The sequence below is a fragment of the Streptococcus mitis genome (assembly GCF_946190335.1).
Taxonomy (GTDB): Bacteria; Bacillota; Bacilli; order Lactobacillales; family Streptococcaceae; genus Streptococcus; species Streptococcus mitis_CH.
Map to the genome: position 1 here is coordinate 140358 of NZ_CAMHZN010000004.1, position 25963 is coordinate 166320.

Here is a 25963-nt window from a genome sequence, read left to right on the forward strand (position 1 = left end):
AAATGTATGGGATGGTGGCGCGAAACCATTGATATCGTAAAAGAAAATGATCCAGCGGCCCGCACCACTTTGGAGGTTTTGCTGACTTATCCAGGTGTCAAGGCCTTGGCGGCCCACCGTCTCTCGCATTTTCTCTGGAAGCACGGCTTCAAACTCTTTGCTCGTATGCACAGTCAGTTTTGGCGCTTCTGGACTCAGATTGAAATCCATCCAGGTGCCCAGATTGATTCAGGTGTCTTTATCGACCACGGTTCTGGCTTGGTGATTGGAGAGACGGCTATCGTTGAGACGGGAGTTCTCCTCTATCATGGGGTGACTCTTGGTGGAACTGGTAAGGATGTTGGCAAACGCCATCCGACCGTTCGAAAGGGAGCTCTCATATCAGCCCATGCCCAAGTTATTGGTCCTGTAGAAATTGGTGCAAATGCCAAGGTCGGTGCTGCAGCAGTTGTCGTAGCAGATGTACCTAGTGATGTGACGGTTGTCGGTATTCCGGCCAAGATTGTCCGAGTTCATGGACAGAAGGATGAACCGACGATCCACGAAGTCGAAGAAAAACGAGAGTACTACGTCAATAAACTCGATCAGGCTAAAGATGTAAGTCATAGATCGTCGGGGTTGTAGAGGATACTTATATGATTCAAGCAAGAAACAAGTTAAGCCAAGAGGAGTTATCTGAGGCGAAAAAACTAATTAACTGTTGCCAAAACTATGACGGTACCTATCGTGATCCCTATCTCTCTAACATGCTTAATTTTGACTCAAACATGCCCGCCTTTTTCCTTTATTATGAAAAAGGCGAACTTGTTGGTCTCTTAACTGTCTATGCAGATGACCAAGATGTAGAAGTGACGATACTGGTTCATCCAGCTCATCGCCGTCAGGGGATTGCGCGTGCATTGTTTACTAGTTTTGAGAGAGAAACAGCTTCTTTCTCTATTTGTTCAGTCACTTTTCAGACAGAGCGTGTTTTTCTAGACCGCCATCCTGATTTTGTTAGCAACTGGGGATTGGTCGAGGATGAAGAGACAGAAACTTGGTTAGGTAAGGATAGAAAACCTTATCCGTTAGCAAATTTTTCTAATCTTGAAGTTTTGTTAGCAGATAGTTCGTATCAGGAGCAAATTAGTCAGTTAAAATTTCAGGCATTCTCAGAGGAACATGAGTCTAGAGAGATTGTGGATAGATATGTCGCTGAAGCTCTGAAGGATCCAGAAAGTCGCTTATATATTTTGTTAAAAGACGGTCAGGTTATTGGAACTTGCACGGTAGATTTATCGACTAATACGAATTACTTCTACGGTTTAGCAATATCTGAACCTGAACGTGGGAAAGGCTATGGAAGCTACTTAGCAAAATCCCTTGTCAACCAACTAATTGAGCAAAATGATAAGGAATTTCAGATTGCAGTGGAAGATAGCAATGTAGGTGCCAAACGTTTGTATGAAAAAATTGGCTTTGTCAAACAGACTCAGGTGGTTTATCTGAATGAGAAAGGAGCAAGGGATTCCGAAGTGTAGAGACATTCGGACTGAAATTCAATTGAACTCTCAGTGATGAAACTAATTGTTCTTGGATTTTAGCTTTCCTGATTATGATTTATGATTAAAATCTACGACACCATGTCTCGTGTTTTGCGAGAATTTGTCCCGATTGAGGACGGCAAGGTCAAGATGTATGTTTGTGGGCCAACCGTGTATAACTATATCCACGTGGGGAATGCCCGTTCAACGCTGGCTTTTGATACGATTCGACGTTATTTTGAGTACCGTGGTTTTGAGGTTACCTATATTTCCAATTTCACAGATGTGGATGATAAGATTATCAACCGTGCCAAGGAAGAAGGGATCACGCCTCAGGAGGTTGCGGACAAGTACATCGCTGCCTTTCGTGAGGATGTGACGGCCTTGGGCGTCAAACCTGCGACTCGCCATCCGCGTGTGGTGGAGTTTATGGCTGACATCATCCGCTTTGTGGAAGACTTGATTGAAAAAGGCTTTGCCTACGAGAGTCAAGGAGATGTCTATTTCCGTGTGGAAAAATCTCATAACTATGCCCAGTTGGCCAATAAAACCTTGGAAGATTTGGAGCTAGGTGCTTCAGGTCGTACTGATGAAGAAACAGCTCGCAAGGAAAATCCTGTGGACTTTGCCCTTTGGAAAGCTGCTAAATCAGGTGAGATTTCTTGGGATAGCCCTTGGGGACCTGGTCGTCCGGGCTGGCATATCGAGTGTTCAGTCATGTCGACAGAGATTTTGGGCGATACCATTGATATCCACGGTGGCGGAGCCGATCTCGAGTTTCCTCATCATACCAATGAAATTGCCCAGTCAGAAGCCAAAACAGGTAAGATTTTTGCCAACTACTGGATGCACAATGGCTTTGTCAATATCGACAATGTCAAGATGTCCAAGTCCTTGGGTAACTTTATTACCGTACATGATGCTCTTAAGACTCTTGATGGTCAAGTTCTTCGTTTCTTCTTTGCGACTCAGCATTACCGCAAGCCAATCAACTTTACAGAAAAGGCAGTGCGGGATGCAGAGACCAATCTAAAGTATCTGAAAAACACCTATGAACAACCATTTACAGGAAACGTGGATACTCAAGAGTTACAAGCTTTTAAAGACAAGTTTGTAGCAGCTATGGATGAGGATTTCAACTCTGCCAATGGTATTACAGTAGTCTTTGAAATGGCCAAATGGATCAATTCCGGCAACTATGATGCAAGTGTCAAGCAAGCTTTTGCGGATATGTTGGAAGTCTTTGGAATTGTCTTTGTTGAGGAAGTTTTGGACGCTGAGATCGAATCCTTGATTCAAAAACGCCAAGAAGCGCGTGCCAATCGTGACTTTGCGACAGCGGACCAGATCCGTGACCAATTGGCTGCTCAAGGAATTAAGCTTCTTGACACCAAGGATGGAGTGAGGTGGACACGTGATTGATGTCAATCTCATTAACGGGATTGCGCTAGCCTTTGAAGGAGATGCGGTGTATTCTATGTATATTCGCCGTCATCTCATCCTTAAAGGTATGACCAAACCCAATAAACTCCACCAAGAAGCGACCAAGTATGTGTCAGCCAAGGCTCAGGCACACTTGATTTCCCTTATGTTAGAGGAGCAAGTCCTAACGGAAAAAGAAGAAGAAATCTACAAACGTGGTCGTAATACCAATAGCCACACAAAGGCTAAAAATGCTGATGTGGTGACTTACCGTATGTCCACAGGTTTTGAAGCAGTGATGGGCTATCTCCATATGACTGAAAATCTGGAACGACTTGAGAGCTTGATTTCGTGGTGCATCCAAAAAGTGGAGGGCTAAGACATGATAGCAAAAGAACTACAAGACTGGTTTCCTGAGGCTCAGATTTCAGACCAACCAGTAGAGAAAGAGGGCTTTCTCACTCTACCTTTAGCTTCTCACCAGTGGATTTTGTTGGAGGAAGCTAGTCTTAGCGAACGTGAAAAACAACTGGTGGCTCTCTTAACCAAACAGGAGCAAACTATTTCGCTCAATCCTTGGTATCCCTATCTGATTGAGGGGAAGGGACAGGCGCCGAAAACTTTTAAAAAGATTCAGTTGGTTTATTGTCATCTTTCCTATTTTCAGCAGGAAAATCTAGCTTCTTGGCTAGATATGATGCGGATCCTCTTTCCTAACTGTCAGACGGTGATTCAGGTCGGAGCTCAGGATTATGTTTTCGTACTTCAACAAGATAAATACACTTCTGTACGAGCTATTTTAAGTGATACGATTGAAGCGGTTGAGTATGACTTTGGACTGCGTCTCTCTATCATGTTAGGACAGGTTTGGTCTCAGACAGGAAATCAAGCCCTATCAGACTTAATCAAAGCGGAGCGGGATTTGTTCAAGACTTGGTGGCGTCAGGGTCACCAAGGTGTTCATACTTTTTCTCAGCTCTATCTTTGGAGTATGGGAGAAAGGCTCGTGGATTTGAAGGCAATCAAGGAATGTCTACATCAGATGATTTTGGACCAGGATCAGATTCAGGAAATCATTCTCTCTCTTTGGGAAAATAGTGCTGTTCTTACTAAAACAGCCCAGCAACTCTATCTGCACCGCAATTCTCTTCAATACAAGATTGATAAATGGGAAGAATTGACAGGGCTTCAGTTGAAGGAATTGACTGACCTGACCTTGTGTTATCAATTGATTTTACCAGATATTTTATAAAGTTTTGTGCAAGTTGCACAGAACTTTTTTATTTTTTTGGTCATCTTGCCATAGAAAAGTTAAGCGTTTTCATATATAATAAAACTATCAAAAGACAAAAGGAGTTCACCTCATGGTAGAATTGAATCTTAAAAATATTTACAAAAAATATCCAAACAGCGAACACTACTCAGTTGAAGACTTCAACTTGGACATTAAAGACAAAGAATTTATCGTTTTCGTAGGTCCTTCAGGATGTGGTAAATCAACAACTCTTCGTATGATCGCAGGTCTTGAAGATATTACAGAAGGAACTGCATCTATCGATGGCGTGGTTGTCAACGACGTAGCTCCAAAAGACCGTGATATCGCCATGGTATTCCAAAACTACGCTCTTTATCCACACATGACTGTTTATGACAACATGGCTTTCGGTTTGAAATTGCGTAAATACAGCAAAGAAGACATCGACAAACGTGTGCAAGAAGCAGCTGAAATCCTTGGATTGAAAGAATTCTTGGAACGTAAACCTGCTGACCTTTCAGGCGGTCAACGTCAACGTGTTGCCATGGGGCGTGCGATTGTCCGTGATGCAAAAGTATTCTTGATGGACGAACCTTTGTCAAACTTGGATGCAAAACTTCGTGTATCAATGCGTGCTGAAATCGCTAAAATCCACCGTCGTATCGGAGCTACAACTATCTACGTAACTCACGACCAAACAGAAGCGATGACACTTGCAGACCGTATCGTTATCATGTCAGCAACTAAGAACCCTGCTGGTACAGGTACTATCGGACGTGTAGAACAAATCGGTTCTCCTCAAGAAGTTTACAAAAACCCAGTTAACAAATTCGTTGCAGGATTCATTGGAAGCCCAGCTATGAACTTCATTAATGTGAAATTGGTTGGAAGCGAAATTGTTTCTGATGGTTTCCGTTTGAAAGTGCCAGAAGGCGCTTTGAAAGTTCTTCGTGAAAAAGGCTACGAAGGTAAAGAATTGATCTTCGGTATCCGTCCAGAAGATGTGAATGCAGAACCTGCTTTCCTTGAAACATTCCCAGAATCAGTTGTAAAAGCGACTATCTCTGTATCAGAATTGCTTGGTTCAGAATCTCACCTTTACTGCCAAGTTGGTAAAGACGAATTTGTTGCCAAAGTTGACGCTCGTGACTACTTGCAAACAGGCGCAACAGTTGAACTTGGATTTGACTTGAACAAAGCACACTTCTTTGATGTAGAAACTGAAAGAACAGTTTACTAAGATAAATGAAACTCAAAACACTGCTAGAAATCTGGCAGTGTTTTTTTGCGGTTGAGTAGAAAAAACTCCTGGGAAATTCCAGGAGAGTATGAGTGGTTATTTGAACTTGAATCCTTGGTAAATAAGCTCTGCTTTGGGATTTTGTTTCTTAATCTGTTTGGGGAGAGCTGTTTCTTTATTCTGCAGCTTGTTGCCAACGTTTTGCTAGCATATGAGATAGGCTCGAAATTGCTAGGTTGAAGCTGAAGTAGATGAGGGCAATCAGGATATAAAGACTGAAGACCTGCTCTGGTTCAAAATAACGGCCCATGAGAATTTGGCTGGCTCCAAAGAGTTCTTGTAGGGCGATAACAGAGTAGAGAAGACTGGTATCCTTAATCACGGTTACAAACTGAGAAATGATGGCTGGCAGCATTTTGCGGATTGCTTGTGGGAGAATGATGTGGTAGAGGATTTGGGCTGAGGTAAATCCTTGCGACATTCCTGCTTCGTACTGCCCCTTGTCTACGGCATTGAGACCGCCTCGGATAATCTCAGCTAGGGCTGCTGATGTAAAGAGGGTGAAGGCAGTAATTCCTGCTGGTGTGGATTTCATCTTGAACACTAAAAAGATAGTGAAAATCCAGAGAAGGTTGGGAACATTCCGTACAAATTCGATGTAAATGCTGGAGATGATGCGCAAGACAGGATTTTTGCCATTTCTCATGACGGCTAGCACCGTTCCGATGAGGGTAGAGAGGACGATGGCAATCAGAGAAATATAGAGGGTCAAGCCAAATCCTTTAAAGATAAAGATTAGGTTATCTGGGGTTAAAACTTCTAAAATGGATTCCATAGTAACCTCCTAAAGTGAATAGGCTTTTTTGTTGGCTTGCTCCATCTTGCGACCAAACTGGGCCACAGGGAAGCATAGGGTAAAGTAGAGAAGAGCAGCACCTAAAAAGGCTGGGATATAATTTCCGTTGAGAGCTGACCAAGACTTGGTCACAAACATCAAGTCCACTCCAGAGATGATGGCGACTGTCGAGGTATTCTTGATGAGGTTGACGATTTGGTTGGTCAAAGGAGGGAGAATGATACGGAAAGCCTGAGGCAAGATAATCAAACGCATGGCACTGATATAGGTAAAACCTTGCGACAAGGCAGCCTCCATCTGACCGCTAGGAATAGACTGAATGCCTGAGCGAATCACCTCAGCGATATAGGCACCGTGATAGAGTCCCACGCAGAGAACGGCTGTCCAATAAATCGGAATCATGATGATATGGTCACTGATAAGAGGTAGGCCATAAAAAACGATAACAAACTGCACCAAAAGGGGAGTATTTTGGTAAAATTCGACAAAGATACGAGCTAAAATGCGCAAAATTGGACGTTTGCTGGTTGACATGGCTCCAAAGAAGATGCCTAAAACCATGGCGAGGATAAAGGATCCAATTGCTAGGGCAAGGGTGAAGAGGAAACCATTGAAAAATTGTCCAAAATCCTGAAAATAGGCTGTCCAAGATGATAAATCTGTCATGGGGTATCCTCCTTAATCTGCAGTATGGCTAGATGGTTTGAGCTTGTAACGGTCATAAAGTTTCTGCAAACTACCATCCTTGCTCCATTTAGTAACCAAGTTATCAAGATAATTGTTTAGCTCGGTATTTGATTTCTTGGTAACGATACCGTAGTCAGATGGCTTGAAACTATCATCTAGTAGTTCTGTCCGTTTACTGATGTAGCCAGATAGGATAGAACGGTCAACGGAAAAGGCATCAATACGATGGGCGTGTAGGGAAGTAATCAATTCTGGGTAGGAACCAAGTTCGACGAATTTAAAGGTCAGGCCTTTCTTTTTACCCAGTTCAGTAATCAGGCGCTGAGTAATGGAACCTTGGGCAACTCCGATGGTTTTGCCATTTAGGTCCTCAATCTTTTTGATTTTGGCAGATTTATTGACCAAAAACCCAGAAGCGTCTGTGTAGTAGGGACTGGTAAAGTTGTAGAGTTTTTTGCGTTCGTCTGTGATGGTAAAGGTCGCGATATCCATATCGACCTGTTCATTGTCTAGAAGGGGTCCACGAGTTTGTGCTGTAACAGGTACATAGCGAACCTTGATCTTGAGCTCATCAGCTACCATCTTGGCCAGGTCAGTTTCGATACCAGAATAGGTCCCTGTCTTGGGATCCTTGTAGCCAAAATTGGGAACGTCTTGTTTGACACCGACAACCAGCTCGCCTCTCTTTTGAATGTCTGCGACACTAGTATCAGCCTGAACTGGTTTTGTAGTAGCAAGGCCGAAAAGGCTAATCAATAATGCGGATAAAAAGAATTTCTTTTTCATAGGCGCCTCCTTATTTGACTTTGTCACTTTCGTGGTTGATGATTTTGCTGAGGAATTGTTGGGCACGAGGTTCGCTTGGATTGTCGAAAAAGTCATCGACATCTGTCGTATCCACCAAAACTTCTCCGTCAGCCATAAAGATGATGCGGTCAGCAACTTCACGGGCAAAGCCCATTTCATGGGTAACGACAATCATATTCATACCATCGTGGGCTAATTTTTGCATAACTGCCAGAACATCACCGATGGTTTCAGGGTCAAGGGCAGACGTTGGCTCATCAAAGAGGAGGAGTTCAGGATCCATAGCGAGTCCACGTGCGATGGCAATCCGTTGTTTTTGTCCACCAGATAGCATGGCTGGATAGGAATCTTTTTTGTCCCACATATTTACAAATTCCAGATATTTTTGGGCTGTTTTTTCAGCTTCTTTTTTATCAATTCCTAGAACTTTTATAGGTGCAAGTGTTACGTTTTCTAACACTGTTTTATGCGGATAGAGGTTAAAATGTTGGAAAACCATGCCAACTTCCTTGCGAAGAGGTACCAAATCTTTCTGGCTGGCACCAGCAACTTGGTGCCCATTTACTAGAAGGCTTCCCTTGTCAACAGCCTCCAAACCATTGATGGTGCGGATAAGAGTGGATTTTCCAGAACCAGAAGGGCCTAGGAGGACAACAACTTGCCCTTTTTCAAAACGGAGATTGATGTCGCGGAGTGCGTGGTAGTCTCCGTAATATTTTTCGACGTGTTCAAATTCTACTAAAGCCATAAGGAATCTCCTTTGTGTTAGATTTTATAACATGATTCTACACCAAAAAATTTGTCTTGTCAAATCATATCTGAAAAAATTCACTAAAATTTTATAAAAAAGCAATCTGGATAGAGAAAAAGCCTAAATCATGTTATAATGAAACGATAGAATTCTTAGAAAGAGTGGATGTCTTTTTGATAACACCTACTTATGAATGGCAGTTTGCCCCGCAAGTAGAAGATGCGGATTTTACAAAGATAGCCAAGAAGGCTGGATTGGGTCCTGAGGTGGCTCGGTTACTATTTGAGAGAGGGATTCAGGACCAAGAGAGTCTGAAGAAGTTTTTAGAACCTTCCTTGGAGGACTTGCATGACCCTTATCTACTCCATGATATGGATAAGGCAGTGGGACGGATTCGTCAGGCTATTGAAGAAGGGGAAAATATCCTCATTTATGGAGATTACGATGCGGATGGCATGACTTCAGCTTCGATTGTGAAGGAAAGTTTGGAACAGCTTGGCGCTGAGTGCCGGGTTTATCTGCCCAATCGTTTTACTGATGGCTATGGTCCAAATGCTAGTGTTTATAAATACTTTATCGAGCAAGAAGGGATTTCCTTGATTGTGACGGTGGACAATGGAGTTGCGGGTCACGAAGCCATTGAACTGGCTCAGTCTATGGGAGTAGATGTCATTGTGACAGACCACCATTCCATACCTGAAACCTTACCAGATGCCTATGCTATTGTCCATCCTGAACATCCGGATGCGAACTATCCTTTCAAATATTTGGCTGGTTGCGGAGTGGCTTTCAAGCTGGCTTGTGCCCTGTTAGAAGAAGTACAAGTGGAATTGCTTGATTTGGTCGCTATTGGTACCATTGCTGATATGGTTAGTTTGACAGATGAGAATCGTATTTTGGTTCAATATGGTCTAGAAATGCTGGGGCATACTCAGCGCATTGGTTTACAAGAAATGCTGGATATGGCTGGGATTGCCGCTAATGAAGTAACAGAAGAAACGGTTGGTTTCCAGATTGCTCCTCGTTTGAATGCCTTGGGCCGTTTGGATGATCCCAATCCTGCCATTGATTTGCTGACTGGGTTTGATGATGAAGAAGCGCATGAGATTACTCTCATGATTCATCAGAAAAACGAAGAGCGCAAGGAAATCGTTCAGTCTATCTATGAAGAAGCTAAGACCATGGTGGACCCTGAGAAGAAGGTCCAAGTTTTGGCTAAGGAGGGCTGGAATCCTGGGGTTCTAGGAATCGTGGCTGGTCGTTTGTTGGAAGAACTAGGGCAGACAGTCATCGTTCTCAATATAGAGGACGGTCGTGCCAAGGGTAGTGCTCGTAGCGTGGAAGCGGTCGATATTTTTGAGGCTCTGGATCCTCATAGAGACCTCTTCATCGCCTTTGGTGGTCATGCTGGTGCGGCAGGAATGACGCTGGAAGTTGAGAAACTCTCAGATTTATCTCAGGTTTTGGAAGATTATGTCCGTGAAAAAGGAGCAGATGCTGCTGGCAAGAACAAGTTAAATCTAGATGAAGAGCTAGATTTGGAGACACTTAGCTTGGAAACGGTCAAAAGTTTTGAACGTTTGGCACCTTTTGGCATGGACAATCAGAAACCTATCTTTTATATCAAGGATTTTCAGGTCGAAAGTGCCCGTGCTATGGGGGCAGGCAATGCCCATCTCAAACTGAAAATTTCTAAGGGTGAGGCGAGTTTTGAAGTGGTAGCCTTTGGCCAAGGCAGATGGGCGACAGAGTTTTCTCAAACCAAGAATCTAGAGCTGGCAGTCAAATTGTCTGTCAACCAATGGAATGGCCAAACTGCCCTGCAGTTGATGATGGTGGATGCGCGTGTGGAGGGTGTTCAACTCTTTAACATCCGTGGGAAAAATGCAGTCTTGCCAGAAGGAGTTCCAGTCTTGGATTTTGCTGGAGAACTGCCAGATATAGCGATTAGTGAAGCTGTTGTCGTAAAAACTATTCCTGAGGATATTACTCAGCTGAAGACCATTTTTCAGGAACAGAATTTCTCTGCTGTCTATTTCAAAAATGATATTGACAAGGCCTACTATCTGACAGGTTATGGGACTAGAGAGCAGTTTGCCAAATTGTACAAGACCATCTACCAGTTCCCAGAGTTTGATATTCGCTACAAACTGAAGGATTTGGCTGCTTATCTCAATATTCAACAAATCTTGCTGGTCAAAATGATTCAAATATTTGAAGAATTAGGTTTTGTGGTAATCAAAGATGGGGTTATGACAGTCAATAAAGAAGCGCCAAAGAGAGAGATAGGAGAAAGTCAGATTTACCAAAATCTCAAACAAACCGTCAAAGACCAAGAAATGATGGCGCTGGGTACCGTGCAAGAAATTTATGACTTTTTAATGGAAAAAGAGTAGATCATAGGAAAGAGTTGGGAAACCAGCTCTTTTTTGAAAACAAATCTTCATTTTGAAAATCATCAAAAAAATGGTATAATGTTAGGAAAAGATTCGGCTAAAAGTAATAGTGCTTTTAGAATAAAAGGGAAAGTAACCCTATAATCAAGATAAACTAAGCTTTCGGAGGAAAAATGAGTAATATCAGTTTAACAACACTTGGTGGTGTGCGTGAAAATGGGAAAAATATGTATATCGCTGAAATCGATGGATCTATTTTCGTTTTGGATGCAGGTCTGAAATACCCTGAAAACGAACAACTAGGGGTGGACGTAGTTATTCCAAATATGGACTACCTTTTTGAAAATAGCGACCGTATCGCTGGCGTCTTCTTGACCCATGGACATGCAGATGCTATTGGTGCTCTGCCTTATCTCTTGGCTGAAGCCAAGGTACCTGTATTTGGCTCTGAGTTGACCATTGAGTTGGCAAAACTCTTTGTCAAAGGGAATGACACAGTTAAGAAATTTAATGATTTCCATGTCATTGATGAGGATACGGAGATAGATTTTGGAGGGACTGTGGTGTCCTTCTTCCGTACGACCCACTCTATCCCAGAAAGTCTGGGTGTTGTCTTGAAGACAGCTGAAGGTAGTATCGTTTATACAGGTGACTTCAAATTTGACCAGACAGCTAGTGAATCCTATGCGACAGACTTCGCTCGTTTGGCAGAAATCGGTCGTGATGGAGTTCTGGCTCTTCTTAGCGATTCAGCCAATGCAGATAGCAATATCCAAGTGGCTAGTGAAAGTGAAGTTGGGGATGAAATCACTCAAACCATTTCTGATTGGGATGGACGTATCATTGTTGCAGCAGTAGCCAGCAACCTCTCTCGTATCCAGCAGGTGTTTGACGCTGCGGATGAAACAGGTCGTCGTGTGGTTTTGACAGGATTCGATATTGAAAATATCGTCCGCACTGCTATTCGTCTTAAGAAATTGTCTCTAGCTAACGAGAGTCTTTTGATTAAGCCAAAAGATATGTCTCGCTTTGAAGACCATGAGTTGATTATCCTTGAGACAGGTCGTATGGGTGAGCCTATCAACGGTCTTCGCAAGATGTCGATTGGTCGCCACCGTTATGTGGAAATCAAGGACGGTGACTTAGTATATATCGTAACGACTCCGTCTATCGCCAAGGAAGCAGTCATGGCGCGTGTGGAAAATATGATTTATCAAGCTGGAGGGGTTGTCAAACTGATCACTCAAAGCTTGCGTGTGTCAGGGCACGGAAATGCGCGTGACTTGCAATTGATGATTAATCTCTTGCAACCTAAGTATCTCTTCCCAATTCAAGGGGAATATCGTGAGTTAGATGCTCATGCTAAGGCTGCTATGGCAGTTGGAATGTTGCCAGAACGCATTTTCATCCCTAAAAAGGGAACCAGCATGGCTTATGAGAATGGAGATTTTGTCCCAGCTGGAGCTGTTTCAGCAGGGGATGTCTTGATTGACGGGAATGCCATCGGTGATGTTGGAAATGTGGTTCTTCGTGACCGTAAGGTCTTGTCAGAGGATGGTATTTTCATCGTCGCAATTACCGTTAACCGTCGTGAGAAGAAAATTGTGGCCAAGGCTCGTGTTCATACGCGCGGATTTGTTTATCTCAAGAAGAGCCGCGATATTCTCCGTGAAAGTTCAGAATTGATTAACCAAACGGTAGAAGACTATCTTCAAGGAGATGACTTTGACTGGGCAGATCTTAAAGGGAAGGTTCGGGATAATTTGACTAAGTATCTCTTTGACCAGACTAAGCGTCGTCCAGCTATTTTACCAGTAGTCATGGAAGCAAAATAATTGTTGAAATAAATAGAGGGAAAGTCGAGTTTCGGCTTTTTCTTATAGAAAAATAGAGGAAAAAATTATGGCAGTAATGAAAATCGAGTATTACTCACAAGTTTTGGATATGGAGTGGGGAGTGAATGTCCTCTATCCTGATGCCAATCGAGTGGAAGAACCAGATTGTAAAGACATTCCAGTCTTGTACCTCTTGCACGGGATGTCTGGTAACCATAATAGCTGGCTCAAGCGGACCAACGTAGAACGCTTGCTTCGAGGAACCAATCTCATCGTCGTCATGCCCAATACTAGCAACGGTTGGTACACCGATACCCAGTATGGTTTTGACTATTACACAGCTCTAGCAGTGGAATTGCCACAGGTTCTAAAACGCTTCTTCCCTAACATGACTAGCAAGCGTGAAAAGACCTTTATCGCTGGTCTCTCTATGGGAGGCTATGGCTGTTTCAAATTGGCTCTTGCTACAAATCGTTTTTCTCACGCAGCTAGCTTTTCAGGTGCTCTTAGTTTTCAAGATTTTTCTCCTGAAAGCCAAAATCTGGGAACACCGGCTTATTGGAGGGGTGTGTTTGGGGAGATTAAAGATTGGACAGCTAGCACCTATTCTCTAGAAAGTCTGGCTAAAAAATCGGATAAAAAGACCAAACTTTGGGCTTGGTGTGGCGAGCAGGATTTCTTGTACGAAGCCAATAATCTAACAGTGAATAATCTCAAAAAACTGGGATTTGATGTGACCTATAGCCATAACGCTGGAACTCACGAGTGGTATTATTGGGAAAAACAATTGGAACGGTTTCTAGCAAGCCTACCAATTGATTTCAAATTTGAAGAGAGATTGACTTAGTTTGAACTTCAGCATAGGGGGAGTAGAACTAAAATAAAATATGTTTTCACTAGACTTTTCAAGCGAAAGTAGTAGAATAGTAATAAGATACTGGATGAAAGATAGTAGGAAATGTACCGTTATCAAATTGGCATTCCCGCATTAGAATATGATCAGTTTGTCAAAGACCATGAATTAGGCAATGTATTACAAAGTAGTGCTTGGGAAGAAGTTAAGTCTGATTGGCAACATGAGAAGTTTGGTGTTTACAGGGAAGAAAAATTACTGGCGACAGCTAGTATTTTGATTAGAACTCTTCCGCTAGGCTATAAAATGTTTTACGTCCCAAGAGGACCCATATTGGATTATGGAGATACAGAACTCTTGAGTTTTGTCATTCAGTCCATTAAGTCTTATGCTCGCAGTAAGAGAGCTATTTTTGTGACTTTTGACCCAAGTATTTGCCTGTCTCAAAGTTTAATTAATCAGGAAAAAACAGAATTTCCTGAAAATCTGGCTATTATTGATAGTTTGCAACAAATGGGAGTAAGGTGGTCAGGAAAAACAGAGGAAATGGGAGACACCATTCAACCTCGTATTCAGGCGAAAATATACAAGGAAAATTTTGAAGAAGATAAACTTTCCAAGTCAACAAAACAGGCTATTCGAACAGCACGGAATAAGGGGGTAGAGATTCAATTTGGTGGAACTGAATTATTGGAGTCTTTTTCCTTTTTGATGAAAAAAACCGAGAAGCGGAAAGAGATTCATTTGAGGAATGAAGCCTATTATAAAAAGTTGTTAGATAATTTTAAGGACAAGGCCTATATCACCTTGGCAACCTTGGATGTTTCTAAACGTTCGCAAGAATTAGAAGAACAGTTAGCGAAAAACAGAGCCTTGGAAGAGACCTTTACTGAGTCGACTCGAACTTCAAAAGTAGAAGCGCAGAAGAAGGAAAAAGAACGTTTGTTAGAGGAATTGACTTTCCTGCAGGAATATATGGATGCAGGTCAAGCGAGAGTTCCTTTAGCGGCTACCCTGACTTTAGAATTCGGACAAACTTCTGTCAATCTATACGCAGGAATGGATGAAGATTTTAAACGATATAAAGCCCCTATTTTGACTTGGTATGAGACAGCTCGATATTCCTTTGAACGTGGCATTTTATGGCAAAATTTAGGAGGCGTCGAGAATGCTTTAGATGGTGGACTCTATCGTTTTAAAGCTAATTTTAATCCAACGATTGAAGAATACTTGGGTGAATTTACAATGCCTACCCATCCTCTCTATCCTCTGTTAAGACTTGCTCTTGATTTCCGTAAAACATTAAGAAAAAAACATAGAAAGTAAGTATATGGCACTAATTACACTCACGAAAGAAGAGTTTCAGGCTTATTCTGGTCAGGTTTCTTCTCGTTCCTTTATGCAATCTGTTCAGATGGGGGACTTGTTAGAAAAAAGAGGGGCTCGAATTGTTTATCTTGCTTTGAAACAAGAAGGAGAAATTCAAGTTGCAGCTCTGGTTTATAGCTTGCCCATGCTGGGTGGTCTGCATATGGAGCTCAATTCGGGTCCGATTTATACCCAACAAGATGCTCTTCCAGTTTTTTATGCGGAGTTAAAAGAATATGCCAAGCAAAATGGTGTATTAGAGTTGCTTGTAAAACCTTATGAAACTTATCAAACTTTTGATAGTGAAGGTAATCCAATAGATGCTGAGAAAAAAAGTATTATTCAAGGTTTGACTGATTTAGGTTATCAATTTGATGGATTGACAAGAGGTTATCCAGGTGGAGAAGTCAGCTGGCATTACATCAAAGATTTGCAAGATTATGATGCTGTTTCCTTATTGAAATCCTTTAATAAAAATAGTATTCGCAACATTCAATCAGCTTTTGATTTTAATATTCTTATTCGCAATGCAGAACGGGAAGAAATTCCAATATTCAAAAAAATTATCGAAGAAACAGGTAAAAGACAAGGTTTTGAGGATAAGAATTTAGATTATTACATGAAATTGTATGATATGTTTGGAGATAAGGCGGATTTCCTAATTGCTGAAGTCAATCCACAACAGTCTATAGATGCTTTAAATGTGAAGATGGCTATTCTTGACAAGAAGTCGAAACAATTTCACCAGCAATACCAAGCTTTGCAAAAGAAAAAAGATTTTCTAACTAGTTTGGATAGTGAGTCTGACAATGTTGCTCTAGCTTGTGCTTTAATAATCTACACAAATACAGAGGCAACGTACTTGTTTGGGGGGTCGTACGCAGAGTATCAGAAGTTTTCAGCTCCATTTTTACTTCAATATCATGCGATGAAGCAGACAATGCAACGGAATATCCATCAATACAACTTCCTAGGGATTCAAGGGATTTTTGATGGAAGTGATGGTGTTTTGCGTTTTAAACAGAATTTTAATGGCTATATTGTACGCAAAGCAGGTACTTTCCGTTATCATCCATCGCCTTTAAAATACAAAACTATTCAGTTATTCAAAAAAATATTAGGACGTTAAGATGAAAAAGCCAGTATTTAGCTTTCTTTCAGCTTATTTTAGTAAAATAGACTTTATTTTCTAGAAAGGTTGAGAGACATGCGCTGGATTTTTCGTTTGATAGGGGTTTTCTTTTCTTTTGTGTGGCGTTTGTTTTGGCGTCTAGTTTGGATAGCTTTTCTTTTGTGTGCTTTTGCTTTTGGACTTCTCTGGTATCTGAACGGTGATTTTCAAGGAGCGCTAAAGCAAGCAGAACGGTCAGTAAAAATTGGTCAACAAAGTATCGACCAATGGGAAAAAACAGGCCAACTGCCTAAGTTGAACAAGACAGATAGCCACCAACACTCTGAAGGAAGGTGGCCACAGGCTTTAGCTCGTATTTACCTGGATCCTCAGATGGATTCAGGATTTCAAGAGGCGTATTTAGAAGCAATTCAGAACTGGAATCAAACGGGTGCTTTTAACTTTGAAATTGTCACTGAAGCCAGCAAGGCAGATATCTTGGTTACTGAGATGAACGACGGAAACACTCCTGTGGCAGGAGAGGCGGAAAGTCAGACAAATTTCTTGACAGGGCAATTCTTATCCGTAACGGTGCGGTTGAATCATTATTATCTGTCCAATCCTGACTATGGCTATTCCTATGAGCGCATTGTCCATACGGCAGAACATGAGTTGGGGCATGCGATTGGCTTGGACCATACAGATGAGAAGTCTGTCATGCAACCTGCAGGTTCCTTTTATGGTATCCAGGAAGAGGATGTTGCAAGACTTCGAAAAATATATGAGACCAATGAGTAGGGGACTATCTTTCCCTACTTTTTTGCTATAATGGAACTATGAATAACTTGATTAAATCAAAACTAGAGCTCTTGCCAACCAGTCCTGGTTGCTACATTCACAAGGATAAAAACGGCACCATTATCTATGTAGGAAAGGCTAAAAATCTGCGTAACCGCGTGAAGTCTTATTTCCGTGGAAGTCATGATACCAAAACAGAGGCCTTGGTGTCTGAAATTGTGGATTTTGAATTTATCGTTACGGAGTCTAATATTGAGGCACTTCTCTTAGAAATCAACCTGATTAAGGAAAACAAGCCCAAGTACAATATCATGCTCAAGGATGATAAGTCTTATCCTTTCATCAAAATCACCAATGAACGCTATCCTCGTTTGATTATCACCCGTCAGGTCAAAAAAGACGGAGGTCTCTACTTTGGTCCCTATCCAGATGTGGGGGCAGCCAATGAAATCAAGCGGTTGCTGGATCGGATTTTCCCTTTTCGCAAGTGTACCAATCCACCGTCTAAGCTCTGTTTTTACTACCATATCGGCCAATGTATGGCCCACACCATCTGTAAAAAAGATGAGTCCTATTTCAAGTCTATGGCTCAGGAGGTTTCTGATTTCCTAAAAGGACAGGATGACAAAATCATCGATGATCTCAAGGGCAAAATGGCAGCTGCAGCCCAGTCTATGGAGTTTGAACGTGCGGCAGAATACCGTGACCTGATTCAGGCTATTGGAACACTTCGAACCAAGCAACGGGTCATGGCCAAGGATCTCCAAAATCGGGATGTCTTTGGCTACTATGTGGACAAGGGCTGGATGTGTGTTCAGGTTTTCTTTGTTCGTCAGGGCAAGCTTATTGAGCGCGATGTCAATCTTTTTCCCTACTACAACGATCCGGATGAGGACTTCTTGACCTATGTGGGACAATTCTATCAAGAAAAATCCCACCTGGTTCCCAATGAGGTACTGATTCCACAGGATATTGACGAAGAAGCGGTTAAGGCCTTGGTGGATACCAAGATTCTTAAGCCTCAGCGTGGTGAGAAAAAACAGTTGGTCAATTTGGCTATAAAGAATGCTCGAGTCAGCCTAGAGCAGAAATTCAACCTGCTAGAGAAATCTGTTGAAAAGACTCAGGGGGCTATTGAAAATCTGGGACGCTTGCTCCAAATTCCGACTCCGGTTCGCATCGAGTCCTTCGATAATTCTAATATCATGGGAACTAGTCCTGTTTCAGCCATGGTGGTCTTTGTTAACGGCAAGCCTAGTAAGAAGGATTACCGTAAGTACAAGATAAAAACAGTTGTGGGGCCAGATGATTATGCTAGTATGCGAGAGGTTATTCGCAGACGTTATGGTCGAGTACAGCGTGACGGTTTGACTCCTCCAGATTTGATTGTGATTGATGGGGGACCAGGTCAAGTCAATATCGCTAAGAAGGTCATCCAAGAAGAGCTAGGCTTGGATATCCCCATTGCAGGTTTGCAAAAGAATGACAAGCACCAAACCCATGAATTGCTCTTCGGAGATCCGCTTGAGGTGGTGGAGTTATCTCGTAATTCTCAGGAATTTTTCCTTTTGCAACGCATTCAAGATGAGGTGCACCGCTTTGCCATTACTTTCCACCGCCAACTGCGCTCCAAAAATTCCTTTTCTTCACAACTGGATGGAATTGACGGTCTGGGACCTAAACGCAAGCAGAATCTCATGAAACATTTCAAGTCTCTGACTAAAATCAAGGAAGCCAGTGTGGATGAGATTGTCGAAGTTGGAGTACCGAGAGCAGTAGCAGAGGCTGTGCAAAGAAAGTTGAACCCGCAGGAAGAAGTGGAATTAGCTCAAGTGGCGGAAGAAAGAGTAGATTATCAAACAGAAGGAGATCATCATGAACCATAAAATCGCAATTTTATCAGATATTCATGGCAATGCGACGGCCTTAGAAGCAGTGATCGCAGATGCTAAAAATCAAGGAGTCAGTGAATACTGGCTTCTGGGAGATATTTTTCTTCCTGGTCCAGGTGCAAATGACTTGGTCGCCCTGCTAAAGGACCTTCCTATCACGGCAAGTGTTCGAGGCAATTGGGATGATTGTGTCCTTGAGGCCTTGGATGGAGAATATGGTTTGGAACATCCACAAGAAATCCAATCAATGCGAATGACCCAGTTTTTGATGGAGCGAATGGATCCTGCAACGATTGTCTGGCTACGAAACTTACCTATGCTGGAAAAGAAAGAAGTTGACGGACTGCGCTTTTCTCTCTCTCATAATTTACCTGAAAAAAACTATGGTGGGGATCTACTGGTTGGGAATGATACAGATAAATTTGACCAACTGCTAGATGCGGAAACGGACGTGGCAGTCTATGGTCATGTCCACAAGCAGTTGCTTCGTTATGGAAGCCAAGGGCAACAAATCATCAATCCAGGTACGATTGGCATGCCCTATTTTGATTGGGAGGCGTTAAAAAATCACCGTGCCCAGTATGCCGTGATAGAAGTGGAAGATGGGGAATTGGTCAATATCCTATTTCGTAAAGTCGCTTATGACTATGAAGCGGAGTTAGAATTGGCCAAGTCCAAGGGACTTCCCTTTATCGAAATGTATGAAGAGTTGCGAAGAGAAGACAACTATCAGGGGCACAATCTGGAACTCTTAGCCAGCTTAATAGAAAAGCATGGGTATGTAGAGGATGTGAAGAATTTCTTGGAGGCTATAAAGTCAGAATATAAGATAGACTAGTTCCTTTAAGTAACTGAAAATTAATTGGAACTGGATGAGGGGATTCCTGATTTAAATGATTTTCTTCATTCGGTTGCTTATCCTTGTTCCAGTTTTTTTCCTATGAAAAATCCCTGCAAGCTCTTTCAAAATATGGTAGAATGGAAGCAGTAGAATTAGAAAAGGAAATCGATTATGAAATTTCTTGAATTAAACAAAAAAAGTCATGCGACTAAGCATTTCACTGATAAGCCAGTTGATCCAAAAGATGTGCGTACGGCTATCGAAATTGCAACCTTGGCACCAAGTGCCCACAACAGCCAGCCTTGGAAATTTGTAGTGGTTCGTGAGAAAAATGCTGAATTGGCAAAATTGGCTTACGGTTCAAATTTTGAGCAGGTATCATCAGCGCCTGTAACTATTGCCTTGTTTACAGACACAGATTTGGCTAAACGTGCTCGTAAGATTGCCCGAGTTGGTGGTGCTAATAACTTTTCTGAAGAGCAACTTCAATATTTTATGAAGAATTTGCCAGCTGAATTTGCCCGTTACAATGAACAACAAGTCAGCGACTACCTAGCCCTCAATGCAGGTCTGGTTGCCATGAACTTGGTTTTGGCTCTTACAGACCAAGGAATCGGTTCAAATCTTATTCTTGGTTTTGACAAATCAAAAGTCAACGAAGTTTTGGACATCGAAAACCGCTTCCGCCCAGAACTCTTGATTACAGTGGGATACACAGACGAAAAATTGGAACCAAGCTATCGCTTGCCAGTAGATGAAATCATCGAGAAAAGATAGAAAGAAGAAAAAATGACAGCAATTGATTTTACAGCAGAAGTAGAAAAACGCAAAGAAGACCTCTTGGCTGACTTATTTAGCCTTTTGGAAATCAACTCAGAACGAGATGATAGCAAGGTTGATGCTGAGCATCCATTTGGACCTGGGCCGGTAAAAGCTTTGGAGAAATTCCTTGAAATCGCAGACCGCGATGGCTACCCAACTAAAAATGTTGACAACTACGCAGGACATTTTGAATTTGGTGATGGAGAAGAAGTTCTCGGAATCTTTGCCCACATGGACGTGGTTCCAGCTGGTAGCGGTTGGGACACAGACCCTTACACACCAACTATCAAAGATGGTCGCCTCTATGCGCGTGGAGCTTCTGATGACAAGGGACCTACAACAGCTTGTTACTATGGTTTGAAAATCATCAAAGAATTGGGCCTCCCAACTTCTAAGAAAGTTCGCTTCATCGTCGGAACAGACGAAGAGTCAGGCTGGGCAGACATGGACTACTACTTCGAGCATGTAGGACTTGCAAAACCAGACTTCGGTTTCTCTCCAGATGCTGAGTTCCCTATCATCAATGGTGAAAAAGGAAATATCACGGAATACCTCCACTTTGCAGGAGAAAATACAGGTGCAGCCCGTCTTCACAGCTTTACAGGTGGCTTACGTGAAAATATGGTACCAGAATCAGCAACAGCAGTCGTTTCAGGTGATTTGGCTGACTTGCAAGCTAAACTAGACACCTTTGTTGCAGAACACAAACTCAGAGGAGAAATTCAAGAAGAAGCTGGCCAATACAAGGTGACGATCACTGGTAAATCAGCCCACGGTGCTATGCCTGCTTCAGGTGTCAATGGTGCAACTTACCTAGCTCTCTTCCTCAGTCAGTTTGACTTTGCAGGACCAGCTAAAGACTACCTTGACATCGCTGGTAAAATTCTCTTGAACGACCATGAGGGTGAAAATCTCAAGATTGCCCATGTGGATGAAAAGATGGGTGCCCTTTCTATGAATGCTGGCGTCTTCCGCTTTGATGAAACAAGTGCTGATAATACCATTGCCCTTAATATCCGCTATCCAAAAGGAACAAGTCCAGAACAAATCAAGTCAATCCTTGAAAACTTGCCAGTTGCTTCTGTTAGCCTTTCTGAGCACGGTCATACCCCTCACTATGTGCCAATGGAAGATCCACTTGTTCAAACCTTGTTGAATGTTTATGAAAAACAAACTGGTCTTAAAGGTCACGAGCAAGTCATCGGTGGTGGAACCTTTGGTCGTTTGCTCGAACGCGGTGTTGCCTATGGTGCCATGTTCCCAGACTCAATTGACACCATGCACCAAGCCAATGAATTTATCGCCTTGGATGATCTCTTCCGAGCAGCAGCAATCTATGCCGAAGCTATTTACGAATTGATCAAATAAAACGATAGAAGTCTGAGATTGTATGCTTAGACTTCTTTTTGGAGGGAAAGTAGATGTCTCAAATTGAAAGAATCAAGCAGGCTATTATGTCAGATCCACAGAATGCCAGCTATACAGAGCGTGGCATTGAGCCTCTCTTTGCAGTGCCAAAGACTGCTCGCATCAATATCATCGGTCAGGCACCGGGGCTTAAAACCCAAGAGGCAGGCCTTTATTGGAAGGACAAGAGTGGTGACCGCTTGCGGGACTGGCTAGGTGTGGATGAGGACACCTTTTACAATTCAGGTTATTTTGCTGTTCTTCCTATGGATTTTTACTTTCCAGGGCATGGTAAGTCAGGTGATCTGCCACCGAGAACTGGCTTTGCTGAAAAATGGCATCCGCAGCTCTTGCAAGAATTACCAGATATTCAATTGGCCCTCTTGATTGGCCAATATGCCCAGGCCTACTATTTAAAGGAGAAAATCAGTGGCAAGGTGACAGAACGGGTAAAACACTACCAGAACTACTTGCCAACCTATTTTCCACTGGTACACCCCTCGCCTCGAAATCAAATCTGGATGGCCAAAAATCCTTGGTTTGAGTCAGAAGTAGTGCCAGATTTGAAAAAAAAAATTAAAACTATTTTAGGAGAAAAAGAATGAAAGAAATAGCCTTTGACGCATTTTACCAGCTTTACCAAAACGACCAACTTTCTCTAGTGGACGTGAGAGAAGTGGATGAGTTTGAAGCTCTTCATTTAGAAGGTGCTCAGAATCTTCCTCTGAGTCAATTAGCTGATACTTATGATCAGTTGGACAAGGATCAGTTACATTATGTTATTTGTAAATCTGGAATGAGATCGGCGCGTGCTTGCCAATTCTTATCAGAACAAGGTTATGAGGTTTTCAATGTACAAGGTGGCATGATGGCCTTTGAAGAACTTTAATACTCAATGAAAATCAAAGAGCAAACTAGGAAGCTAGCCGCAGGCTGTACTTGAGTACGGCAAGGTGAAGCTGACGTGGTTTGAATTTGATTTTCGAAGAGTATAAACATTAGAATTTTCTCCTACTTGGCGTGGACTGGGTAGGAGAATTTTGTTTTTAGATAATTCTTATTTTTAAGAATCTTGAAAACATTCAATATTTACTTCGTGAAGCTTTTTTCATACTCCTATTCATGATATACTAGGTCAGTATTTTATAAATATGAAGGAGATTTTCATGGCTAAAAAAGGTGCCCTAACAGGTTTACTCCTGTTTGGAATATTTTTTGGTGCGGGGAACTTGATTTTTCCGCCTTCTCTAGGTGCTCTATCTGGAGAACATTTTCTTCCTGCCATCGCAGGTTTTGTCTTTTCAGGCGTCGGTATCGCCGTCTTGACTCTTATTATTGGAACGCTAAATCCTAAAGGATATATCTACGAGATTTCAACAAAGATAGCGCCTTGGTTTGCGACTCTTTACCTCTCAGTTCTTTACTTGTCAATCGGTCCATTCTTTGCTATCCCACGTACAGCTACAACAGCTTACGAAGTAGGAATTAAGCCTCTTTTGTCGGATGCCAATAAAGGTCTTGGTTTGATTGTCTTTACAGTTCTGTATTTTGCAGCAGCCTATTTGATTTCGCTTAATCCATCAAAAATCTTAGACCGTATCGGCCGTATTTTAACGCCAGTCTTTGCGATTTTGATTGTTATCTTGGTTGTTCTGGGAGCTTTCAAATACGGTGGAACAAGTCCTCAAGCTGCTTCAGCTGCTTATCAAGCTTCTGCCTTTGGTACAGGTTTCCTAGAAGGTTACAATACCTTGGACGCCCTTGCCTCAGTTGCCTTCAGTGTAATCGCAGTTCAAACCTTGAAACAACTTGGATTTTCAAGTAAGAAAGAATACATTTCAACCATTTGGGTTGTTGGTATCGTTGTTGCCCTTGCCTTCAGCGCTCTTTACATCGGTTTAGGCTTCCTTGGGAATCATTTCCCAGTACCAGCTGAAGCGATGAAGGGTGGAACACCAGGTGTTTACATCTTGTCACAAGCGACTCAAGAAATCTTTGGCTCAACATCTCAACTCTTCCTTGCAGCTATGGTTACCGTAACCTGCTTCACAACAACAGTTGGTTTGATTGTGTCAACAGCTGAGTTCTTTAATGAGCGCTTCCCACAAATCAGCTACAAGGTTTATGCGACAGCCTTTACCTTGATTGGATTTGCTATTGCCAATTTGGGTCTTGATGCGATTATCAAGTACTCCATTCCAGTACTGGTTATCTTGTACCCAATCACGATTGCTATCGTTATGATTGTCATTGTCAACAAATTTGTTGCCCTTTCAAAACCAGGTATGCAGTTGACAATTGCTGTGGTTACAGCTATTGCCATTGCAAGCGTATTAGGAAGCTCGTTTAAGGTTGAGTTTCTTGCGAATCTTGTCAACGCTCTTCCTTTTGCCAAGGCATCACTTCCATGGTTAGTACCAGCCGTTGTCGGAATCTTGCTCTCATTGGTTCTACCAAACAAGCAAGAAAGCGATGTTTTTGAAATGGAATAATCATTAAAATCACTTTTGTAGCCAAGTCTACAGGAGTGATTTTCTTTTTTTATCCGATGATAAATGTGTTATAATAGGTAGCAAAAGAGGTGAAGAAATGAATCAAACAGTAGAATATATCAAAGAACTGACAGCCATCGCATCGCCAACGGGCTTCACTCGGGAGATTTCGGACTATTTAGTCAAGACTCTAGAAGTTTTTGGTTACCAGCCGGTTCGTACAGCCAAGGGTGGTGTCAATGTGACCATTAAAGGTCAAAATGATGAAGAGCATCGCTATGTGACTGCCCATGTGGATACGCTGGGGGCCATTGTCCGTGCTGTCAAACCAGACGGCCGTCTTAAACTGGATCGTATCGGTGGTTTTCCTTGGAATATGATTGAAGGTGAAAACTGTACCGTTCATGTGGCCAGCACAGGTGAAAAAGTATCAGGAACCATCCTCATCCACCAAACTTCTTGCCATGTCTACAAGGATGCAGGAACTGCAGAACGCACGCAGGACAATATGGAAGTGCGTTTGGACGCCAAAGTAACTAGTGAAAAAGAAACTCGTGCTCTTGGTATTGAGGTCGGTGATTTTATCAGCTTTGACCCACGAACTGTGGTGACAGAGACGGGCTTTATCAAGTCTCGTCATTTGGACGATAAGGTCAGCGCAGCGATTTTGCTTAACCTGCTTCGTATTTATAGGGAAGAGAAGATTGAGTTGCCTGTAACAACCCATTTTGCTTTTTCAGTCTTTGAAGAAGTGGGCCACGGTGCTAATTCTAATATCCCTGCTCAGGTAGTTGAATATCTGGCTGTGGATATGGGAGCTATGGGAGATGACCAGCAAACAGATGAGTACACAGTGTCTATCTGTGTCAAGGATGCTTCAGGGCCTTATCACTATGACTTCCGTCAACACTTGGTTGCTTTGGCTAAAGAACAAGATATTCCATTTAAGCTGGATATCTATCCGTTTTATGGTTCGGACGCTTCAGCGGCTATGTCTGCAGGTGCAGAAGTCAAACATGCTCTTCTAGGTGCTGGTATCGAGTCTAGTCATTCTTATGAGCGTACTCATATTGATTCGGTGGCCGCAACGGAACGTATGGTTGATGCTTATCTTAAGAGCGAATTGGGAGACTAATATGTGCCTTATATGTCAGAGAATTGAGCTCATCAAGAAGGGAGAAAATCCCTATTTTGTCAAAGAGTTGGAAACAGGCTATCTTGTGATTGGAGACCACCAGTATTTTGCAGGCTATAGTCTCTTTCTAGCCAAGGAACATGTCACCGAATTGCACCATTTGAAAAAGGAGACAAGACTCCGTTTTCTAGAAGAAATGAGTGTGGTCCAAGAGGCAGTTGCCAAGGCCTTTGCTGCTGAGAAAATGAATATCGAACTGCTAGGAAATGGCGATGCCCACGCTCATTGGCATCTTTTTCCGCGAAGAGCAGGTGATATGAAGGGGCACGGACTTAATGGCCGTGGCCCAGTCTGGTGGGTGCCCTGGGAAGAAATGGCAGCAGAAGATTGCCAAGTACAATCGCCAGAGCTGGAAGAGATGATTAAAATCTTATCTCATGAATTAGAGAAGCATTTGGCCTAAGAGAGAGGA

Annotated in this window: 25 protein-coding genes and 1 pseudogene; 21 read left to right on the plus strand and 5 right to left on the minus strand. The window is 42.4% G+C overall.

Translation table 11 applies throughout. The features are described 5' to 3' along the window. The first annotated feature begins 6 nt into the window (after positions 1-6). From cysE to N8O43_RS07205, 6 genes are all read left to right on the plus strand, one after another. Entirely contained in the window at positions 7-624 is a 618-nt protein-coding gene (cysE, locus tag N8O43_RS07180) for a serine O-acetyltransferase (protein WP_261089897.1), read from the plus strand. Between the two features lie 11 nt (positions 625-635). Continuing rightward, a complete protein-coding gene (locus tag N8O43_RS07185) occupies positions 636-1520 on the plus strand; it encodes a GNAT family N-acetyltransferase (protein WP_261089899.1) in 885 nt (294 codons plus the stop codon). Between the two features lie 81 nt (positions 1521-1601). Beyond that, entirely contained in the window at positions 1602-2945 is a 1344-nt protein-coding gene (gene cysS / locus N8O43_RS07190) for a cysteine--tRNA ligase (RefSeq protein ID WP_261089900.1), read from the plus strand. Beyond that, positions 2938-3324: a Mini-ribonuclease 3 gene (locus N8O43_RS07195; protein ID WP_070528982.1), complete on the plus strand. Its 387-nt coding sequence runs from the start codon at positions 2938-2940 to the stop codon at positions 3322-3324. The genes cysS and N8O43_RS07195 overlap by 8 nt, the downstream gene beginning before the upstream one ends. Positions 3325-3327: 3 nt before the next feature. Beyond that, on the plus strand, positions 3328-4197 hold the full coding sequence (locus tag N8O43_RS07200; protein WP_261089901.1) for a PucR family transcriptional regulator: 870 nt from the start codon (positions 3328-3330) through the stop codon (positions 4195-4197). A 112-nt stretch (positions 4198-4309) separates the two neighbouring features. Further along, the gene (locus tag N8O43_RS07205; protein ID WP_000229948.1) at positions 4310-5440 is read left to right on the plus strand and encodes an ABC transporter ATP-binding protein; all 1131 of its coding nucleotides are present in this window, start codon (positions 4310-4312) and stop codon (positions 5438-5440) included. A gap of 96 nt (positions 5441-5536) precedes the next feature. Here the strand turns inward: N8O43_RS07205 and N8O43_RS07210 are convergent. The 5 genes and pseudogenes from N8O43_RS07210 to N8O43_RS07230 all read right to left on the minus strand — a co-directional run. Beyond that, a pseudogene (locus N8O43_RS07210) lies at positions 5537-5608 on the minus strand (excinuclease ABC subunit C); the annotation flags it as partial. 7 nt (positions 5609-5615) lie between these two features. Then, entirely contained in the window at positions 5616-6275 is a 660-nt protein-coding gene (locus N8O43_RS07215) for an amino acid ABC transporter permease (RefSeq protein ID WP_033689194.1), read from the minus strand. Between the two features lie 9 nt (positions 6276-6284). Next, the gene (locus N8O43_RS07220; protein WP_261089902.1) at positions 6285-6962 is read right to left on the minus strand and encodes an amino acid ABC transporter permease; all 678 of its coding nucleotides are present in this window, start codon (positions 6960-6962) and stop codon (positions 6285-6287) included. A gap of 12 nt (positions 6963-6974) precedes the next feature. Further along, the gene (locus N8O43_RS07225) at positions 6975-7769 is read right to left on the minus strand and encodes a transporter substrate-binding domain-containing protein (RefSeq protein ID WP_261089903.1); all 795 of its coding nucleotides are present in this window, start codon (positions 7767-7769) and stop codon (positions 6975-6977) included. 10 nt (positions 7770-7779) lie between these two features. Continuing rightward, positions 7780-8538: an amino acid ABC transporter ATP-binding protein gene (locus N8O43_RS07230; protein WP_125455069.1), complete on the minus strand. Its 759-nt coding sequence runs from the start codon at positions 8536-8538 to the stop codon at positions 7780-7782. A gap of 176 nt (positions 8539-8714) precedes the next feature. Between N8O43_RS07230 and recJ the strand changes: the two genes are divergently transcribed. From recJ to N8O43_RS07305, 15 genes are all read left to right on the plus strand, one after another. After that, positions 8715-10937 (plus strand): single-stranded-DNA-specific exonuclease RecJ, encoded by a 2223-nt coding sequence (recJ, locus tag N8O43_RS07235; RefSeq protein WP_261089904.1) that lies wholly within the window; start codon positions 8715-8717, stop codon positions 10935-10937. 173 nt (positions 10938-11110) lie between these two features. Then, positions 11111-12772 (plus strand): ribonuclease J, encoded by a 1662-nt coding sequence (locus N8O43_RS07240; protein ID WP_125443959.1) that lies wholly within the window; start codon positions 11111-11113, stop codon positions 12770-12772. Positions 12773-12839: 67 nt separating this feature from the next. Further along, on the plus strand, positions 12840-13619 hold the full coding sequence (locus N8O43_RS07245) for an alpha/beta hydrolase (protein WP_261089907.1): 780 nt from the start codon (positions 12840-12842) through the stop codon (positions 13617-13619). Positions 13620-13730: 111 nt separating this feature from the next. Continuing rightward, on the plus strand, positions 13731-14951 hold the full coding sequence (locus N8O43_RS07250; protein ID WP_261089909.1) for a peptidoglycan bridge formation alanyltransferase MurM: 1221 nt from the start codon (positions 13731-13733) through the stop codon (positions 14949-14951). A 4-nt stretch (positions 14952-14955) separates the two neighbouring features. After that, positions 14956-16122 (plus strand): aminoacyltransferase, encoded by a 1167-nt coding sequence (locus tag N8O43_RS07255; RefSeq protein WP_261089910.1) that lies wholly within the window; start codon positions 14956-14958, stop codon positions 16120-16122. 78 nt (positions 16123-16200) lie between these two features. Continuing rightward, entirely contained in the window at positions 16201-16902 is a 702-nt protein-coding gene (locus N8O43_RS07260) for a M57 family metalloprotease (RefSeq protein ID WP_261089912.1), read from the plus strand. 38 nt (positions 16903-16940) lie between these two features. Further along, a complete protein-coding gene (gene uvrC, locus N8O43_RS07265; protein WP_261089913.1) occupies positions 16941-18788 on the plus strand; it encodes an excinuclease ABC subunit UvrC in 1848 nt (615 codons plus the stop codon). Next, positions 18778-19632 (plus strand): metallophosphoesterase family protein, encoded by an 855-nt coding sequence (locus tag N8O43_RS07270; protein WP_261089914.1) that lies wholly within the window; start codon positions 18778-18780, stop codon positions 19630-19632. Before uvrC ends, N8O43_RS07270 begins: the two co-directional genes overlap by 11 nt. 174 nt (positions 19633-19806) lie before the next feature. Continuing rightward, positions 19807-20412, plus strand: coding sequence for a nitroreductase family protein (locus N8O43_RS07275; protein ID WP_261089915.1), 606 nt, complete (start codon positions 19807-19809; stop codon positions 20410-20412). Positions 20413-20424: 12 nt separating this feature from the next. After that, complete coding sequence (gene pepV, locus N8O43_RS07280) at positions 20425-21825, plus strand: dipeptidase PepV (protein WP_261089916.1); 1401 nt, start codon at positions 20425-20427, stop codon at positions 21823-21825. A 53-nt stretch (positions 21826-21878) separates the two neighbouring features. After that, a complete protein-coding gene (locus N8O43_RS07285) occupies positions 21879-22469 on the plus strand; it encodes a uracil-DNA glycosylase family protein (RefSeq protein WP_261089917.1) in 591 nt (196 codons plus the stop codon). Next, a complete protein-coding gene (locus N8O43_RS07290; RefSeq protein WP_261089918.1) occupies positions 22466-22753 on the plus strand; it encodes a rhodanese-like domain-containing protein in 288 nt (95 codons plus the stop codon). The genes N8O43_RS07285 and N8O43_RS07290 overlap by 4 nt, the downstream gene beginning before the upstream one ends. Positions 22754-23030: 277 nt before the next feature. Continuing rightward, complete coding sequence (gene brnQ, locus N8O43_RS07295; protein WP_261089919.1) at positions 23031-24356, plus strand: branched-chain amino acid transport system II carrier protein; 1326 nt, start codon at positions 23031-23033, stop codon at positions 24354-24356. 97 nt (positions 24357-24453) lie between these two features. Further along, the gene (locus N8O43_RS07300; protein WP_261089920.1) at positions 24454-25491 is read left to right on the plus strand and encodes a M42 family metallopeptidase; all 1038 of its coding nucleotides are present in this window, start codon (positions 24454-24456) and stop codon (positions 25489-25491) included. Position 25492: 1 nt separating this feature from the next. After that, positions 25493-25954 (plus strand): HIT family protein, encoded by a 462-nt coding sequence (locus tag N8O43_RS07305; protein ID WP_261089921.1) that lies wholly within the window; start codon positions 25493-25495, stop codon positions 25952-25954. The last annotated feature ends 9 nt before the right edge of the window (positions 25955-25963 follow it).

What these genes read in the sequence shown, in the direction of transcription:
- cysE (WP_261089897.1), top strand. Translation starts at nt 7, where the DNA reads ATGGGATGGTGGCGCGAAACCATTGATATCGTAAAAGAAAATGATCCA.
- N8O43_RS07185 (WP_261089899.1), top strand. Translation starts at nt 636, where the DNA reads ATGATTCAAGCAAGAAACAAGTTAAGCCAAGAGGAGTTATCTGAGGCG.
- cysS (WP_261089900.1), top strand. Translation starts at nt 1,602, where the DNA reads ATGATTAAAATCTACGACACCATGTCTCGTGTTTTGCGAGAATTTGTC.
- N8O43_RS07200 (WP_261089901.1), top strand. Translation starts at nt 3,328, where the DNA reads ATGATAGCAAAAGAACTACAAGACTGGTTTCCTGAGGCTCAGATTTCA.
- N8O43_RS07205 (WP_000229948.1), top strand. Translation starts at nt 4,310, where the DNA reads ATGGTAGAATTGAATCTTAAAAATATTTACAAAAAATATCCAAACAGC.
- N8O43_RS07215 (WP_033689194.1), bottom strand. Translation starts at nt 6,275, where the DNA reads ATGGAATCCATTTTAGAAGTTTTAACCCCAGATAACCTAATCTTTATC.
- N8O43_RS07220 (WP_261089902.1), bottom strand. Translation starts at nt 6,962, where the DNA reads ATGACAGATTTATCATCTTGGACAGCCTATTTTCAGGATTTTGGACAA.
- N8O43_RS07225 (WP_261089903.1), bottom strand. Translation starts at nt 7,769, where the DNA reads ATGAAAAAGAAATTCTTTTTATCCGCATTATTGATTAGCCTTTTCGGC.
- N8O43_RS07230 (WP_125455069.1), bottom strand. Translation starts at nt 8,538, where the DNA reads ATGGCTTTAGTAGAATTTGAACACGTCGAAAAATATTACGGAGACTAC.
- N8O43_RS07240 (WP_125443959.1), top strand. Translation starts at nt 11,111, where the DNA reads ATGAGTAATATCAGTTTAACAACACTTGGTGGTGTGCGTGAAAATGGG.
- N8O43_RS07245 (WP_261089907.1), top strand. Translation starts at nt 12,840, where the DNA reads ATGGCAGTAATGAAAATCGAGTATTACTCACAAGTTTTGGATATGGAG.
- N8O43_RS07250 (WP_261089909.1), top strand. Translation starts at nt 13,731, where the DNA reads ATGTACCGTTATCAAATTGGCATTCCCGCATTAGAATATGATCAGTTT.
- N8O43_RS07255 (WP_261089910.1), top strand. Translation starts at nt 14,956, where the DNA reads ATGGCACTAATTACACTCACGAAAGAAGAGTTTCAGGCTTATTCTGGT.
- N8O43_RS07260 (WP_261089912.1), top strand. Translation starts at nt 16,201, where the DNA reads ATGCGCTGGATTTTTCGTTTGATAGGGGTTTTCTTTTCTTTTGTGTGG.
- uvrC (WP_261089913.1), top strand. Translation starts at nt 16,941, where the DNA reads ATGAATAACTTGATTAAATCAAAACTAGAGCTCTTGCCAACCAGTCCT.
- N8O43_RS07270 (WP_261089914.1), top strand. Translation starts at nt 18,778, where the DNA reads ATGAACCATAAAATCGCAATTTTATCAGATATTCATGGCAATGCGACG.
- N8O43_RS07275 (WP_261089915.1), top strand. Translation starts at nt 19,807, where the DNA reads ATGAAATTTCTTGAATTAAACAAAAAAAGTCATGCGACTAAGCATTTC.
- pepV (WP_261089916.1), top strand. Translation starts at nt 20,425, where the DNA reads ATGACAGCAATTGATTTTACAGCAGAAGTAGAAAAACGCAAAGAAGAC.
- N8O43_RS07285 (WP_261089917.1), top strand. Translation starts at nt 21,879, where the DNA reads ATGTCTCAAATTGAAAGAATCAAGCAGGCTATTATGTCAGATCCACAG.
- N8O43_RS07290 (WP_261089918.1), top strand. Translation starts at nt 22,466, where the DNA reads ATGAAAGAAATAGCCTTTGACGCATTTTACCAGCTTTACCAAAACGAC.
- brnQ (WP_261089919.1), top strand. Translation starts at nt 23,031, where the DNA reads ATGGCTAAAAAAGGTGCCCTAACAGGTTTACTCCTGTTTGGAATATTT.
- N8O43_RS07300 (WP_261089920.1), top strand. Translation starts at nt 24,454, where the DNA reads ATGAATCAAACAGTAGAATATATCAAAGAACTGACAGCCATCGCATCG.
- N8O43_RS07305 (WP_261089921.1), top strand. Translation starts at nt 25,493, where the DNA reads ATGTGCCTTATATGTCAGAGAATTGAGCTCATCAAGAAGGGAGAAAAT.